The sequence below is a fragment of the Pseudomonas sp. Pse1 genome (assembly GCF_024519635.1).
GTDB lineage: Bacteria > Pseudomonadota > Gammaproteobacteria > Pseudomonadales > Pseudomonadaceae > Aquipseudomonas.
In genome coordinates this window covers 146,165-160,339 of the sequence record NZ_JALJRO010000005.1, presented here as the reverse complement: position 1 = coordinate 160,339, position 14,175 = coordinate 146,165, and the positions used below count along the sequence as shown (strand labels likewise).

Here is a 14,175-nt window from a genome sequence, read left to right as displayed (position 1 = left end):
CGAAACTGAATGGGCGCGATTATCCGGGTTTTACGCCGGCAGTAGTGTCCTTTCAGTGAAAAAAGCCCGCCAAGCCACGACCGTTGGTAAATTTTATTGAACGATCGCGGCGCCCGGTCACTCGAAAAACCCAGACCATCAGCCGTGGCGGCACGCAAATGCCGCCCGGTTCGATGCATAACGCTACTGGTCGAGCGCGCTGCGCAAGCAGGTGCCGCCTGAAAAGCCGTACAGAGTGCAAATGCTGCAATCAGCGGTACACCTAAGCCACCAGTAGCGACACACATGCCGAAAAAAAGGGCTTGGACTACATGTGCGGATTAGCTGGCGAGTTACGTTTTGATCTTCAACCGGCCGACCTGGCGGCCATCGAACGCATCACCCATCATCTGGCACCGCGTGGCCCCGACGCCTGGGGTTTTCATAGCCAGGGGCCGATTGCCCTGGGCCATCGCCGCCTGAAAATCATGGACCTGTCGGACGGATCGGCGCAGCCGATGGTCGACAACGTCCTGGGCCTGTCCCTGGCCTTCAATGGCGCGATCTACAACTTCCCGGAATTGCGCGCTGAGCTGGAAGGCCTGGGCTATGCGTTCCATTCCGGTGGCGACACCGAAGTTCTGCTCAAGGGCTACCACGCCTGGGGCGAAGCGCTGCTGCCGAAACTCAATGGCATGTTTGCCTTTGCCATCTGGGAGCGCGATGCCAAGCGCCTGTTCATCGCCCGCGATCGTCTCGGGGTCAAGCCGCTGTACCTGTCGCGCACCGATCAGCGCCTGCGCTTCGCCTCAGCCTTGCCGGCGCTGCTCAAGGGCGGCGACATCACGCCGATTCTCGATCCCGTCGCGCTGAACCACTACCTGAACTTCCACGCCGTGGTGCCGGCGCCGCGTACCCTGTTGGCCGGCATTGAAAAACTGCCGCCAGCGAGCTGGATGCGCATCGAGGCCGACGGCCGCACCGAGCAGAAAACCTGGTGGACCCTGCCCTACGGCCCACGCGCCGACGAGCAGAATCTGACCCTCGAAGACTGGCGTGACAGGGTTCTCGACAGCACCCGCGAAGCCGTGGCGATTCGGCAACGGGCAGCGGTGGACGTTGGTGTGCTGCTGTCCGGCGGCGTCGATTCGAGCCTGCTGGTGGGGCTGTTGCGTGAAGTGGGCGTTGAGGATCTGTCGACCTTTTCCATCGGCTTTCAGGATGCCGGCGGCGAGCGCGGCGACGAATTCCAGTATTCCGACCTGATCGCCAAGCACTACGGCACCCGCCATCACCAGCTGCGCATCGACGAAAAAGAAATCATCGAGCAATTGCCGGCGGCCTTTCGGGCGATGAGCGAGCCGATGGTCAGCCACGACTGCATTGCCTTTTATCTGTTGTCCCGTGAGGTGGCCAAACACTGCAAGGTGGTTCAAAGCGGTCAGGGTGCCGACGAACTGTTTGCCGGCTACCACTGGTACCCGCAGGTAGATGCCGCAAGCGATCCATACGCGGCCTATCGCCAGGCGTTTTTCGACCGCAGTTACGAGGACTACGCCGCCACGGTGCAACCGCAGTGGATGACCGACCATGATGCGGCCGGTGACTTCGTCCGCGAGCATTTCGCCCAGCCCGGCGCCGAAGCGCCTGTGGATAAAGCGCTGCGCCTGGACAGCACGGTGATGCTGGTCGACGACCCGGTCAAGCGTGTGGATAACATGACCATGGCCTGGGGCCTGGAGGCGCGCACGCCGTTTCTCGACTACCGCCTGGTGGAGTTGTCCGCCCGGGTGCCGGGCAAATTCAAGCTGCCGGACGGTGGCAAGCAAGTGCTCAAGGAAGCGGCGCGGCTGGTGATCCCCAGCGAGGTGATCGACCGCAAGAAAGGCTATTTCCCGGTGCCCGGGCTCAAGCATTTGCAGGGCGACACCCTGAATTGGGTGCGCGAGTTGCTGCTCGACCCAAGCCAGGACCGTGGCCTGTTCAATCCGGCGATGCTCGATCGCCTGCTCACCGACCCGCAGGGCCAACTGACCCCGCTGCGCGGCTCCAAGCTGTGGCAACTGGCGGCGCTGAACCTGTGGCTCAGCGAACAAGGAATCTGATCAATGAAACCTCACGCCACAGCCCTCAACCAGCGCTTGCTACGCGGCCAGGCGCCGTCCTATGAACGCCTGCAGGCGCGTTTTGCCGAAGACGGCAACAGCAGCGGCGAGCCGATTGCCGTGCATTGCGGCTGGGGGCGCTTGCTGATCGGCCACACCTTTCCCGACGCGGCGAGCCTGGCCGGTGAACTGGCCCACGAACAACCCGGCGAGCGTGACATCGCCCTCTACGTTGCCGCACCCCAGCAGGTGCTGGGGCTGGAACCGGCGCAGCTGTTTCTCGACCCCTCCGACACCCTGCGCCTGTGGTTCAGCGACTATCGCCAGGCGACCCGGGTGTTCCGCGGTTTTCGCATCCGCCGTGCCCAGAGCGCGACGGACTGGCAAGCGATCAACCGGCTGTACCAACTGCGCAACATGCTGCCGATCGACCCCGAACGCCTGACACCCCGTCACCATGGCGGGCCGGTGTACTGGCTGGCCGAGGACGAAGACAGCGGCGCAGTGATCGGCAGCGTCATGGGGCTCAATCATCACAAGGCGTTCCACGACCCGGAGCACGGCAGCAGCCTCTGGTGCCTGGCGGTCGATCCGCAGTGCACGCGACCCGGGGTCGGCGAGGTGCTGGTGCGTCACCTGATCGAGCATTTCATGAGTCGTGGCTTAAGCTACCTCGACCTCTCGGTGTTGCACGACAACCGCCAGGCCAAGCAGCTTTACGCCAAGCTGGGGTTTCGCACGCTGTCGACCTTCGCCATCAAGCGCAAGAACGGCATCAATCAGCCGCTGTTCCTCGGCCCGGGACCCGAAGCCGAGTTCAATCCTTACGCGCGAATCATTGTCGAGGAAGCCCACCGGCGCGGCATCGATGTGCAGGTCGATGACGCCCAGGCCGGCATGTTCACTCTGAGTCACGGTGGGCGCCGGGTGCGTTGCCGCGAATCCCTCAGCGACCTGACCAGCGCCATCAGCATGAGCCTGTGCCAGGACAAAAGCCTGACCCACAAAGTGCTCAAGGCCGCCGGTCTTAATCTTCCCGCGCAGCAACTGGCGGGCAATGCCGACGACAACCTGGCGTTTCTCGACGAGCATCAACGGGTGGTGGTCAAGCCGCTGGACGGCGAGCAGGGCCAGGGCGTGGCGGTGGATTTGCAGCAGATCGACGAGGTGCAGCAGGCCATCGACGCCGCCCGTGCCTTCGACAGTCGGGTGCTGCTGGAAAGCTTCCACGAAGGCCTCGACCTGCGCATCCTGGTCATTGGCTTCGAAGTGGCGGCAGCGGCAATTCGCCGTCCGGCAGAGATCATCGGCGACGGCCAGCATAGGATTCAGGCCCTGATCGAGGCGCAAAGCCGGCGGCGCCAGGCCGCCACCCATGGCGAAAGCAAGATCCCGCTGGACCACGAAACCGAACGTACCCTGCAAAGTGCCGGCTACCACTACGACACCGTTCTGCCGGCAGGCGAGCGGTTGTTCGTGCGACGTACCGCCAATCTGCATACCGGCGGCACCCTGGAAGACGTCACCGCGATCCTCCATCCAACCCTGGTCGACGCCGCCGTGCGCGCCGCCCGCGCTCTCGACATCCCGATGGTCGGCCTCGACCTGATGGTGCCCGCGGCAGACCAGCCGGATTATGTATTCATCGAAGCCAACGAGCGCGCCGGGCTGGCCAACCATGAGCCGCAACCGGTGGCAGAGCGTTTTGTCGACCTGCTGTTTCCCCACAGTCATGTGGCGATTTGACCAGCGCCCCTACCCTTCAGGAGTTCCAATGACCGGTAAGATTCCAGAACCCGATCTCGCTTACCTGCAAAAAGTCCTGCTGGAAATGCTCGCGATTCCCAGCCCCACCGGCTTCACCGACACCATCGTGCGGTATGTCGCAGAACGCCTCGAAGAACTGGGCATCCCTTTTGAACTGACTCGGCGCGGGACCATCCGCGCGACCCTCAAGGGCCAGAAAAACAGTCCCGACCGCGCCGTTTCCGCGCATTTGGACACCATCGGCGCCAGCGTCCGCGCAATCAAGGACAACGGTCGCCTGACCCTCGCCCCGGTGGGCTGCTGGTCGAGCCGCTTCGCCGAGGGCAGTCGCGTCAGTCTGTTTACCGATACCGGGGTGATCCGTGGGAGCGTGTTGCCACTAATGGCCTCCGGACATGCCTTTAACACGGCGGTGGACGAACTGCCGGTCAGTTGGGACCACGTCGAACTGCGCCTGGATGCCTACTGCGCCACCCGGGCCGACTGCGATTCGCTGGGGATCAGCGTCGGCGACTTCGTCGCCTTCGACCCGCTGCCCGAATTCACCGAAAGCGGCCATATCAGCGCCCGCCATCTGGACGACAAGGCTGGCGTCGCCGCGCTGCTGGCCGCGCTCAAGGCAATCGTCGAGAGTGATGAGCCGCTGATGATCGACTGTCATCCCCTGTTCACCATCACCGAGGAAACCGGCAGCGGTGCGGCGGCGGCGTTACCCTGGGATGTCAGCGAATTCGTCGGCATCGACATCGCCCCAGTCGCCCCCGGCCAACACTCCAGCGAACACGCGGTCAGCGTGGCCATGCAAGACTCCGCCGGGCCTTACGACTATCACCTGTCGCGACACTTGTTGCACCTGGCCAGCGCCAACGAACTGCCGGTGCGTCGCGATCTGTTCCGTTATTACTTCAGTGACGCCCACTCCGCGGTCACCGCCGGCCACGACATCCGCACCGCCCTGCTGGCCTTCGGTTGCGACGCCACCCACGGTTACGAGCGCACCCACATCGACAGCCTGGCAGCCTTGAGTCGCCTGCTCGGCGCCTACATCCTCAGCCCTCCGGTATTTGCCAGCGATGCGCAGCCGGCCAAGGGTTCGCTGGACCGCTTCAGCCATCAGATCGAACATGACGCGCAAATGGAAAGCGAGACCCGGGTGCCGTCGGTGGACAGCCTGGTAGGACAGCGCTCAACCGACTGAGGGCAGACGCCTACTGGAAGTGTGGGGTGAAGCGCCGTAGCATCAGCGAATTGATGACCGAGGTAGTTATGCTGATCCCCCACGAGCAACTTGAAGTCGACACCCTGACCCGCCTGATCGAAGACTTCGTCACCCGCGACGGCACCGACAACGGTGACGACACCCCTTTGCAAACCCGCGTACTGCGGGTGCGCAATGCCCTGAGTAAAGGCCAGGCGGTGATTGTCTTTGATCCCGAAAGCGAGCAGTGCCAGCTTATGCTCAAGCACGACGTGCCCAAGCACCTGTTCGACTGAATATTCAGCCCCGCACCTCCTTGCGCAGGCGCTTGGCATGAATGCGCTCATAGATTTCGCAACGGTAGACGTTAACGTGTCGCGGGGCTTCGATGCCGAAGCGCACGTTGCCGCCACTCACGGCGAGGATGCGTACCGTGATGGTGTCGCCAATGGAGATCTGTTCACCGATAGCGCGGCTGAGAACGAGCATGGCTGTAGTCCTTGAGGTAACCGGGCCTTGAAGATGGCCGGGTTGTGGCGGCCCTTCAAGACAGCCGCGGGAAATCAGCCACCTCCTACACGCTAGATCGAATTACCCTACAGACATCCCTTGCAAAGCAGCGGTTTTGCCTCAAGTTGCAGTGAAGCGCGGTCCCAACAAAATGATGCTCGCCCCCAGCACACACAGGGCAACGCCCCACCAGTCAGAACCCAGCGGCCGGACCCGCTCGATCATCCACAGCCAGCCAATCGAGGCCACGATGTAGATGCCGCCATAGGCCGCATAAGCCCGACCGGCATAGTTCGATTCGATTTTGGTCAGCAACAGGGCGAACAGCGTCAGGCTGAGCAGCGCCGGCGCGATCCACCAGGCGCTTTTGCCCTGGCGCAGCCACATCCAGAACGCGTAGCAGCCGGCGATTTCAAACAGCGCGGCGAGGAAGAACCACAGGTAATTGAGCATGCATCCATCTCGTCAGGGAAGCCAGGTGCGGCCACCCTAACGAGGCAGTCGGTCAGTCGCAAGCTCAGTTGGCGCCCTGGCGGGCCTTGGCGCGCATCTTGTCGGCCATCAGGGTCATTTCGTTGTAGAGCAATTGCGGGTTTTTCTGCTTCAGCGCCCAGGCCATGCGCCCTTGTTCGTGGGGCAGGATCATGAACTCTCCGGCCGCCACCTGCTGATAGATGTAGTCGGCAATGTCGCTGGCGCTGATCGGCGAGCTTTCCAGCAACTTACCGACCTGGGCCTTCATGGCCGGGGTCGGGCCGCGGAATGAATCGAGCAGGTTGGTCTGGAAGAACGACGGGCAGACCACGTGCACGCCGATCTCCTGCTGCGCCAATTCGATCAGCAGGCTCTCGGACAGTGCCACCACGCCAGCCTTGGCCACGTTGTAGTTGCTCATGGCCGGCCCCTGCATCAGTGCCGCCATCGACGCGATGTTGATGATCTTGCCTTTGCTCTGCTCCAGCAGCGGCAGGAACGCCTTGCAGCCCTTGACCACCCCCATTAGGTTGATCGCAATCTGCCAGTCCCAATCTTCCAGCGACAACTCGCTGAAAAAGCCACCGGACGCCACGCCCGCATTGTTGACGATCACATCGATGCCGCCGAGCTTGACCTCGCAAGCCTGGGCAAAGGCGGTCAACTGGCTGTAATCGCGCACGTCGCAACGCTGGATAAAGCCATCACCGCCCGCCTCGCGCACCAGCCTCAAGGTTTCCTGAAGGCCCGGTTCACTGACATCGGACAAGGCCAACTGCCAACCTTCACGCGCCCAGCGCAGGGCGATTTCGCGACCCAGGCCGGACCCGGCGCCAGTGATCATCATGCGATTTTGCATAGGAAGTTGCCTTGTTGTTCTGGGAAAGATGCTCGCAGTGTAGCGAAGGAATTTCCTACACCCACGACCATCAAAGCGCTGAATGCCCCGGGCAAACCGCAACGCGTAGGGCTGGACTAACGCGGAACAACGCAGCCTGCTGGAAGAAACTTTGAATTTTCTCGTGTATGCCGCAGTCGGAAGTTTTAAGCCGCTCGGATTTAAAACAAGCGAGCCTGTTGTTCAACCAGTGCGACGTTCAATGCCACTCCAATAAGGAATTCGACATGGGCACGATTCTTCTGATTATTCTGATTCTGCTATTGATCGGCGGCCTGCCGGTGTTTCCACACTCCAGAAGTTGGGGTTATGGACCGTCAGGGGTGATCGGCGTAGTGGTGGTGGTCTTGCTGGTGTTGCTGCTACTGGGCAGGATTTGACGGGTAACCAACAACCCCTGCGCTTTTCCAGAAAACTGTCGGAGCGAGCTGGCTCGCTCCGACAGTTCGTTACGCTGGACGTTAATCCGGCGCGTTACTGCGGCGCAGATTAATCCGGCGTGCCGTCGACGACACCGGCGGTGTTATCCATCAGACTCTTGGTCGCTGTCTGCAGGAATGCTTCAAGTTTTTGCTTCATCTCCGCTGTACGCGGTGCATCCGGCACCACTTCGGCGCCCGGGTTGGCACCCAGTTGGTACTTGTACATCTTCGGCGCCATGTCTTTCTCTTTAGGCAGTACCAGCACTTGGTCCTGGGTGATGATTGCCGTGGTTTGCTCGCTACCCGACGGCTTGATCACGCCGAAACCGGTATCGCCTTCCGGCAGGTTGAGCAGGTCACGTCCCCAGCACTGGTGACGCACTTCGCCACCGAGGCGACCCATGATGGTCGGTACGATGTCGACCTGGGTGCCGACGGTATGGTCCAGCTTGCCGAACTTCTCCTGGATGCCCGGCGCAATCATCAGCATCGGCACGTTGAAGCGGCCCAGGTCCATTTCGGTGATCTGGCGCTCGTTGCCAAAACCGTGGTCGCCAACGATGACAAACAGGGTTTCCTTGAAATACGGCTCTTTACGCGCCTTTTCAAAGAACTGGCCCAGTGCCCAGTCGGAGTAGCGCATGGCGGTCAAGTGCTCGTTGAGGTTGCCACGGTTGGTGACCTTCTCCACCGGCAACGGCGTCGGCAGCGCGTACGGGGTGTGGTTGGACAGGGTCTGCAGCAAGGCGTAGAACGGCTTGCCGTTTTCCCGGGCCTTCAGTTCCACCAGGCCGCGGTCGAACATGTCCTGGTCGGACACACCCCAGGTCGGGTCGGAGAACACCGGGTTGATGAAGTCGTTGCGACCGACGAAGTTGGTCATGCCCTGGTTGCTGAAGAAGCCCGACTGGTTGTCCCAGGCGAAGTCGCCGTTGTACACGTATACATCGTCAAACTTGCGCGCGCTGAGCAACTGCGGCAGGCCCGACAGCTTGTGACTGCCTTCCGGGGTCTGCATCAGGTATTCGAAGCCCGGCAGGTTCGGGAAGCACGCCATGGTGGCGAACATGCCTTGGTGGGTGTGGGTGCCGTTGGAGAAGAAGCGGTCGAACAGCAGGCCTTCCTGGGACAGTTTGTCCAGGTACGGCGTGATGTTGCCCGGCGCGCCCAGCGCACCGACCGAGTGACCGGCCATGCTTTCCATCAGGATGACCACGACGTTCTTGATCGGCAGGGTCTTGTCTGCTGGCGGCAGGAAGTCGCGGCGCACGGCAGCGGTGTCGGCATCCACCAGTTTTTCGTCCGGCATCACCAGCAGGTCACGCACGATCTGCTGCGCTTCAGGCTGCGGCAGGGTAGGTTTCCAGATGTTGTCGCGGTCTTCGGACATACGGCTTTTCGCTGCCGCAATCAGTTGCAAGGTGCCATTAAGGCCCAACTGGTTGGCGAAGTTGGAGTCGGTGGTGTACACGTCGCCCCAGCGCATTGGCGGGCCCTGACGCAGAGTGCCACGGGCCGCCGCGACACAGATCAGCAGGCAGACCATGAACACCGCGGTGCGGGTGTACCACGGTGCCACCTGGCGGGTGCTGACATTGCCACCGCTGAATGGGCCCCGAGGACGGGTGGCACGGTCAGCGCCCTTGAACGCTAGGCTGAGGATCCAGGTCCCGACCACCCACGCCAGCAGGTAGCGAACCACCGGGAAACCGTACCAGAGCATGCTCATCACGGTTTTCGGGTCTTCCTTGACGTACTGGAAGACCAGGCCGTTGAGGCGCTGGTGGAATTCGCGGTAGAAATCCATCTCCATCAGGCCGAGGAACAGCGCGATGCTCGAAACCACGGTCAGCCACAGGCGGAACAGGCCGCGCGCAGCCATGGCGCGCACACTGAACAGCGCCAGCAACAGCGGGATGCTCAGGTAGACCACCAGGCGCAGGTCGAAGCGCAAGCCGTTGGCGAATGCTTCGAGGAAGGTCGAAGCCGGTGTATCGAGCATCATCTCCCGGTTGTACACCAGCAGCGCCACGCGCAGCAGGGAGAGCATCACCATCATGACCAGGGCACAAAGCAGCGTGTAGGCCAGATGGGATTTCACGGTCGGTTGCAGCAGACGATTCGAGGCTCGCTGCTGATTCAGGGCGTCCGGGTTTGCCATGTCGTTTTAGGACCCATTGGAAGTTGAAGTTGCAAAGCAGTCGCGGCGCCGTGGCCTCTGATTGCCGTCACCTGCGGGCAACGGCCGGGACTTTGCGCGGTGCGCAGATGTTGCACGATCACCCACGCCATTGCCATTGATTACTGGATCAAGGATGGCCGGGGTGAAGTTTGCGCGGAAGGATTGTCTTGGAGCGATTGTGAAAATTTCGTGCAACGCATATCTCGAAACACAAAAAAGGGGCCTTGATCGGCCCCTCTGTTGACCTGCCTGTGGGAGGTCAAATACGCACATTCCCTCGTGGCCCGGCAATTGCCCAGATGATCAGGCCCAGCACCGGCAACAGCAGGATCAACAGCGTCCAGACAATTTTCATCCCGGTGGACGCACTGCTTTTGAGCACATTGATAATCGCCCAGATATCCAGCGCGAGGATGATCAGGCCAATCAGGCCATTGAAGGTAGAACCCATGGTGTCACTCCAAAGAGAAGGCATTCGTCCCTTAGGATAGCCCGCTCCCGCAAGGGTTCCGTTTTATTGCACCCAAGGGTTCAGACGTGGACCGCCACTTTCAGCGCTTCCAGGGACTGCGCCGCCTGGATGCCGACTTCGGCACACAACTCCAGGACCCGCGCCACGTCATTGCCGTATACCAGCACCACCTGCAGTTCATCGTCGAGCAATTGGCTGAAGTTGATCAGGGTGTAGCCGCCGTTTTCCGGATTCATGCTGCCCATCTGGATCTGGATGCGATTGAGCGCAGTCAACGCCTCGGTCTTGGCCAGTTGCTTGGGCTTGATGTTGAAGGCCACGTCCGGGCCGAACGAGGCGACGATCTGCGCAAACAGATCCATGTAGGTGTCGGCCTGGAACAACACCGTCTCCGGCAGGCTACCCACAACTACCCACTCACCCAGGGCAATCGGGAAGGTCTCGTCGTAATTGATATCCGGATTGGCCGCCAGAAAGGCCTCGGGATCTGCGTAGGCTTGCGCCGCTTCGTCGGCGATCCGCGTGATTTCGTCCTCGCTCATGCAGCCGGAGCTGATTTTACTGATGAGTTCGATGAGTGCAGCTTTCATGGCGGATCCTGTTGCGGGGAGATTTTCGGGGGCGAAGAATAGCGTATTTGCCAACGTTTGGCCGGCACTGGCTGACCAACACCGACTCAACGCCAGGCCACTCAGCCGAGGATTTTCTGCAATTGCGCCGTGGTGTCGGTCGCGCCCATGGTCTTCGCCGCGTCCAGCGCGGTGATGCCATTGGCATCCTTGGCCCGGGGGTCGGCCCCTTTGCTGATCAAGTAGTCGACGATCGCGGTGCGGTTGAACATTGCCGCCATCATCAATGCGGTACGGCCGTCGAAGGACGAACCTTCGATTTCGGCGCCACCTTCAATCAAGGCGGTGACCACTGGCAGATCGCCCTTGAATGCCGCGCCGGCAATCGGGCTCTGGCCGTTATCGTTACGAATTTCCGGATCAGCCTTGTGTTCGAGCAGGACTTTCACCGCCTCGACATGCCCGTGATAGGCCGCCAGCATCAGCAGGGTGTCGCCCTTGTGGTTGCGCAGGTTAGCCGGCAAGCCTTTGCTCAGCAGGGCCGCGAGCATGGCCGCGTCGCCCTCGCGAGCCTTGTTGAAAACCTGCTCGGCAAACTCCGCGGCTTCTTCCGGGGTCATCTGGCGGGATTGGTCTGACATTTGAGGCTCCACATTCGGTCAATCGCAAAGCCGCTAGTGTCCTCAAGCGGCGCTGCCGCTGTCACCCCTTTTTTCTCTCGCGCCGCCATAGCCACAATCAATAACGGTACTTGCCCGCATTGATATCCAGCAGTATCTGCTCGGTCACTTGCACATAGGTGTCCGACCCCGGCAACCAGGCGTAAATCGGATCCTCAGCCGTCTTGCCTGGATCAAAGGCCTCCTCCTTGAGTCGGGTCTTCTGATATTTGAACGTGCCGGTGGTTTCCATTTTGACTTTGACCCGCAGAAACAACGGCACTGCGTAGCCGGGCAGTTGTTCCCGGGCGAATTTCAACAGATCAGTGAAATCCAGGGTGGCCAGGGACTCCGCCGGGGTAATCGCCGCCATCCCGGCCCGGCCATTGGTATTGCTGATCTCCACGCCATAGGCCACGGCCTCGGCGATTTGCGGATGCTGCAGCAGGATGTTTTCAACTTCGGTGGTCGAAACATTCTCGCCCTTCCAGCGAAAGGTATCGCCCAACCGATCGACAAACTGCGCATGGCCGAAGCCGATATTGCGCAACAGGTCACCGGTATTGAAGTAGCGATCGCCCTTTTCGAAGACATCATGCAGCACGACTTTTTCGGTTTTCTGCGGATCGGTGTAGCCGTCCAGTGGCGCCTTGTCATCGATTTTCGCCAACAGCAGCCCCTGCCGCCCCTTGCCGACTTTCTGCATGAAGCCCCTGCCGTTGCGCAGCGGCGCCCCTGTTTCATGGGCGAACTCCACAAGCTCCCAGGACATCAGCGAGAATCCGATGGTGTTGTCGAAGTTAAGAATGTTGCTGAAGCCTATATTGCCGTCGCTCGCCGCATACAGTTCACAGACGTGCCGGACGCCAAAACGCCCCTTGAACTCACTCCACACCCCTGGGCGCAAACCGTTGCCGATCATCTTCACCACCCCATGCTCGCGCTCGTCAGGGCCTGCGGGCTGGTCAATCAGGTAGCGACACAGCTCGCCGACATAGCCGATAGTCGTGGCGCGGTACTTGCGCACGTCATTCCAGAACTGACTGGCGCTGAACTTGCGGCGGATGGCGAACGCCGAAGCGCCGCAAATCGCCGAACCCCAGCACACGCACAGCCCGGTGGCGTGGTACAGCGGCAGGGTGCAATAGACGATATCGTCGGGTCCCATATCGAGGGCGATCAGACCGAAACTGGTGGAGCTCTTCATCCAGCGCCCGTGCTTGAACACTCCGGCCTTGGGCAAGCCTGTGGTGCCCGAGGTATAGATGTAAAAACAGGCGTCGTCGAAATATACCTGCTGACTACTGGCTGGATTGTCCAAGGGGCAATCGACACTTGCGGCGATCAGGTCGGCGAAGCCCTCAGGCAACGCTTGCGGATTCAGCGGATCGGCCAACCACCAGGTTTTATCGGGATCGATGGCCACTCGCTGGCGAATCGCCGAGTAGGCCTGGACCAACTCCGCCCCCACCACAACGGCCACCGGGTTGACGAGATTGACGCTATGCAGCAGCGCCTGCTGGGTCTGAGAGGTATTGAGCATGGCGCTGATAGCGCCGACCTTGGCCACTGCCAGCACACTGACCAGCAACTCGGGGCGGTTTTCAATGAGAATACCGACCACGTCGCCCTTGCCGATCCCTTGGGCAATCAGATGGTGGGCGATGCGGTTGGCCCACTGATTGACCTGGCGATAGCTGAGCACCACCGAGCCTTGCAGCAGCGCCGGGCCATCCGGGTTGCGCAGCGTCGCCTGCTCGAAGGTGAAGGCCAGGCCACAAGGCTGGTCCGGCTGTTTGACGTTGCCGATCTTCAACCCCTTGACCACTCGTGGCAGGGCTTTGACGATTGCCGGTAGCTTTCGGAGCATCATGCTCCAGGTGATCATGTCGTGATGCGTGCCGCTCATGGATGCTCCCGCTAGGCCCTCTGCGTCGGGCCTGTATTGTTATTGTCGGGCGGTGTTCGGGCATGAGACACAACAGCAATTCCTCTGCTGAACGGGCAAAAAGTACGCCTGCGGTTGCGCGGCTGTACACGCAGTTTTTGAAATGTTTTGTATCCGCCGAGCAAGACCTCAGCACTGCCCGTCACCTCGCAAAATGCAGGATGCACGATGGCCATTCATGCAGATTGCACGAATCCAATAAATTCAATTTTTATTAACTTATTGATTTATAACGAATTTATAAATCTAGAATACTGGCACAATCGCTGCAACTACCCCTCCATGCTTGCCACACATGCGCAAATGGAGCCGATTGACATGAACCTGATCCAAGAAAAGTTTACTTCGCTGTTCTCCAACTACGACGTCACCACTCAGCCACGTCCGGACGGCGGGATCCTGCTGACGTTGCGCAGCAGTGATGGTCGAGTGTTCAAGCGGTCGATCTCCTACTCGCAACTGCACGCCGGCGATCAATTATCCTGGGCCATCAGCGCCATCCGCCGCGATTTGGCCGAACATGCCAGCGAGTTGCCGCAGATTTCCATGTTGCAGAGCCAGCAACGCTTTGCGCTGCCGAGCTATTACTCGATGTAAATATTTAGCCAATTTTCTGGCTGCCACGTCCACGCAGTTGTAATGCTGTTCGATTCCGTGGGAGCGAGCTTGCTCGCTCCTACAAGAGCGGCATTTGCGCTTGACGGTCTTCTTTTCGCTCAGCGCAACAAGCCTCGCCTGCCGGCCTCACCCACCGCCTGCGCACGATTGCTCACCCCGAGCTTGGCGTAGATGTTGCTCAGGTGAAATTTCACGGTGGCCGGGGAAATCGCACGGATCACGCTGATTTCCCAAACGGTCTTGCCCTGTGTGGCCCAACGCAAGACCTCCAGTTCCTTTTTGCTCAGCGGCCTGCCTGCCTTGACGATGCGCCGGTGTTGCACCGGCTTCGACAGCGGCACAGCCTCAGGCGTTGCGCTTGTCATTCCCTTCCT

The 14,175-nt window shown here is 60.7% G+C and carries 15 protein-coding genes; 6 read left to right on the top strand and 9 right to left on the bottom strand.

Translation table 11 applies throughout. The annotated features are described in order from the left end of the window. Nucleotides 1–311 precede the first annotated feature (311 nt). The 4 genes from NR126_RS09940 (at nucleotide 312) to NR126_RS09925 (ending at nucleotide 5,345) form a co-directional block, all read left to right on the top strand. Nucleotides 312–2,084: an N-acetylglutaminylglutamine amidotransferase gene (locus NR126_RS09940; RefSeq protein WP_256830108.1), complete on the top strand. Its 1,773-nt coding sequence runs from the start codon at nucleotides 312–314 to the stop codon at nucleotides 2,082–2,084. Between the two features lie 3 nt (nucleotides 2,085–2,087). Continuing rightward, nucleotides 2,088–3,830, top strand: a complete 1,743-nt coding sequence (ngg, locus tag NR126_RS09935) for an N-acetylglutaminylglutamine synthetase (protein ID WP_027620067.1) — start codon at nucleotides 2,088–2,090, stop codon at nucleotides 3,828–3,830. Between the two features lie 28 nt (nucleotides 3,831–3,858). Beyond that, nucleotides 3,859–5,049, top strand: coding sequence for an osmoprotectant NAGGN system M42 family peptidase (locus tag NR126_RS09930; RefSeq protein ID WP_027620066.1), 1,191 nt, complete (start codon nucleotides 3,859–3,861; stop codon nucleotides 5,047–5,049). A gap of 68 nt (nucleotides 5,050–5,117) precedes the next feature. After that, the gene (locus tag NR126_RS09925) at nucleotides 5,118–5,345 is read left to right on the top strand and encodes a YheU family protein (protein ID WP_027620065.1); all 228 of its coding nucleotides are present in this window, start codon (nucleotides 5,118–5,120) and stop codon (nucleotides 5,343–5,345) included. Between the two features lie 4 nt (nucleotides 5,346–5,349). Here the strand turns inward: NR126_RS09925 and csrA are convergent, their stop codons facing one another. The 3 genes from csrA to NR126_RS09910 all read right to left on the bottom strand — a co-directional run bounded on the left by csrA (nucleotide 5,350) and on the right by NR126_RS09910 (nucleotide 6,892). After that, nucleotides 5,350–5,538, bottom strand: coding sequence for a carbon storage regulator CsrA (gene csrA, locus NR126_RS09920; RefSeq protein ID WP_027620064.1), 189 nt, complete (start codon nucleotides 5,536–5,538; stop codon nucleotides 5,350–5,352). Nucleotides 5,539–5,679: 141 nt separating this feature from the next. Then, nucleotides 5,680–6,012 carry a YnfA family protein gene (locus NR126_RS09915; protein WP_027620063.1) on the bottom strand — a complete coding sequence of 111 codons (333 nt, stop codon included), beginning with the start codon at nucleotides 6,010–6,012 and terminating at the stop codon, nucleotides 5,680–5,682. A 64-nt stretch (nucleotides 6,013–6,076) separates the two neighbouring features. Further along, nucleotides 6,077–6,892: an SDR family oxidoreductase gene (locus NR126_RS09910; protein ID WP_105753786.1), complete on the bottom strand. Its 816-nt coding sequence runs from the start codon at nucleotides 6,890–6,892 to the stop codon at nucleotides 6,077–6,079. 266 nt (nucleotides 6,893–7,158) lie between these two features. On the opposite strand from NR126_RS09910, the gene NR126_RS09905 reads away from it, so the two are divergent. Beyond that, nucleotides 7,159–7,311: a DUF3309 family protein gene (locus tag NR126_RS09905; protein ID WP_033866310.1), complete on the top strand. Its 153-nt coding sequence runs from the start codon at nucleotides 7,159–7,161 to the stop codon at nucleotides 7,309–7,311. A gap of 109 nt (nucleotides 7,312–7,420) precedes the next feature. Here the strand turns inward: NR126_RS09905 and NR126_RS09900 are convergent, their stop codons facing one another. From NR126_RS09900 to NR126_RS09880, 5 genes are all read right to left on the bottom strand, one after another. After that, entirely contained in the window at nucleotides 7,421–9,514 is a 2,094-nt protein-coding gene (locus tag NR126_RS09900) for an LTA synthase family protein (protein WP_027620061.1), read from the bottom strand. 280 nt (nucleotides 9,515–9,794) lie between these two features. Then, a complete protein-coding gene (locus tag NR126_RS09895; protein ID WP_027620060.1) occupies nucleotides 9,795–9,986 on the bottom strand; it encodes a PLDc N-terminal domain-containing protein in 192 nt (63 codons plus the stop codon). Nucleotides 9,987–10,066: 80 nt separating this feature from the next. Next, nucleotides 10,067–10,597 (bottom strand): hypothetical protein, encoded by a 531-nt coding sequence (locus NR126_RS09890; RefSeq protein ID WP_027620059.1) that lies wholly within the window; start codon nucleotides 10,595–10,597, stop codon nucleotides 10,067–10,069. A gap of 101 nt (nucleotides 10,598–10,698) precedes the next feature. Beyond that, complete coding sequence (locus NR126_RS09885) at nucleotides 10,699–11,217, bottom strand: ankyrin repeat domain-containing protein (RefSeq protein ID WP_027620058.1); 519 nt, start codon at nucleotides 11,215–11,217, stop codon at nucleotides 10,699–10,701. A 97-nt stretch (nucleotides 11,218–11,314) separates the two neighbouring features. Continuing rightward, nucleotides 11,315–13,144, bottom strand: a complete 1,830-nt coding sequence (locus NR126_RS09880; RefSeq protein ID WP_256830105.1) for a long-chain-acyl-CoA synthetase — start codon at nucleotides 13,142–13,144, stop codon at nucleotides 11,315–11,317. A 357-nt stretch (nucleotides 13,145–13,501) separates the two neighbouring features. On the opposite strand from NR126_RS09880, the gene NR126_RS09875 reads away from it, so the two are divergent. Next, nucleotides 13,502–13,780, top strand: coding sequence for a DUF3509 domain-containing protein (locus NR126_RS09875; protein WP_027620056.1), 279 nt, complete (start codon nucleotides 13,502–13,504; stop codon nucleotides 13,778–13,780). Nucleotides 13,781–13,899: 119 nt separating this feature from the next. On the opposite strand, the gene NR126_RS09870 is transcribed toward NR126_RS09875, so the two are convergent. Further along, on the bottom strand, nucleotides 13,900–14,166 hold the full coding sequence (locus tag NR126_RS09870; RefSeq protein WP_033866308.1) for a response regulator transcription factor: 267 nt from the start codon (nucleotides 14,164–14,166) through the stop codon (nucleotides 13,900–13,902). Nucleotides 14,167–14,175 lie beyond the last annotated feature (9 nt).

Excerpts from the sequence above, each read along its gene's own strand:
- NR126_RS09890 (WP_027620059.1), bottom strand. The coding sequence starts at position 10,597 with ATGAAAGCTGCACTCATCGAACTCATCAGTAAAATCAGCTCCGGCTGC.
- csrA (WP_027620064.1), bottom strand. The coding sequence starts at position 5,538 with ATGCTCGTTCTCAGCCGCGCTATCGGTGAACAGATCTCCATTGGCGAC.
- NR126_RS09930 (WP_027620066.1), top strand. The coding sequence starts at position 3,859 with ATGACCGGTAAGATTCCAGAACCCGATCTCGCTTACCTGCAAAAAGTC.
- NR126_RS09915 (WP_027620063.1), bottom strand. The coding sequence starts at position 6,012 with ATGCTCAATTACCTGTGGTTCTTCCTCGCCGCGCTGTTTGAAATCGCC.
- NR126_RS09910 (WP_105753786.1), bottom strand. The coding sequence starts at position 6,892 with ATGCAAAATCGCATGATGATCACTGGCGCCGGGTCCGGCCTGGGTCGC.
- NR126_RS09880 (WP_256830105.1), bottom strand. The coding sequence starts at position 13,144 with ATGAGCGGCACGCATCACGACATGATCACCTGGAGCATGATGCTCCGA.
- NR126_RS09870 (WP_033866308.1), bottom strand. The coding sequence starts at position 14,166 with ATGACAAGCGCAACGCCTGAGGCTGTGCCGCTGTCGAAGCCGGTGCAA.
- NR126_RS09885 (WP_027620058.1), bottom strand. The coding sequence starts at position 11,217 with ATGTCAGACCAATCCCGCCAGATGACCCCGGAAGAAGCCGCGGAGTTT.
- NR126_RS09895 (WP_027620060.1), bottom strand. The coding sequence starts at position 9,986 with ATGGGTTCTACCTTCAATGGCCTGATTGGCCTGATCATCCTCGCGCTG.
- ngg (WP_027620067.1), top strand. The coding sequence starts at position 2,088 with ATGAAACCTCACGCCACAGCCCTCAACCAGCGCTTGCTACGCGGCCAG.
- NR126_RS09925 (WP_027620065.1), top strand. The coding sequence starts at position 5,118 with ATGCTGATCCCCCACGAGCAACTTGAAGTCGACACCCTGACCCGCCTG.
- NR126_RS09940 (WP_256830108.1), top strand. The coding sequence starts at position 312 with ATGTGCGGATTAGCTGGCGAGTTACGTTTTGATCTTCAACCGGCCGAC.
- NR126_RS09875 (WP_027620056.1), top strand. The coding sequence starts at position 13,502 with ATGAACCTGATCCAAGAAAAGTTTACTTCGCTGTTCTCCAACTACGAC.
- NR126_RS09905 (WP_033866310.1), top strand. The coding sequence starts at position 7,159 with ATGGGCACGATTCTTCTGATTATTCTGATTCTGCTATTGATCGGCGGC.
- NR126_RS09900 (WP_027620061.1), bottom strand. The coding sequence starts at position 9,514 with ATGGCAAACCCGGACGCCCTGAATCAGCAGCGAGCCTCGAATCGTCTG.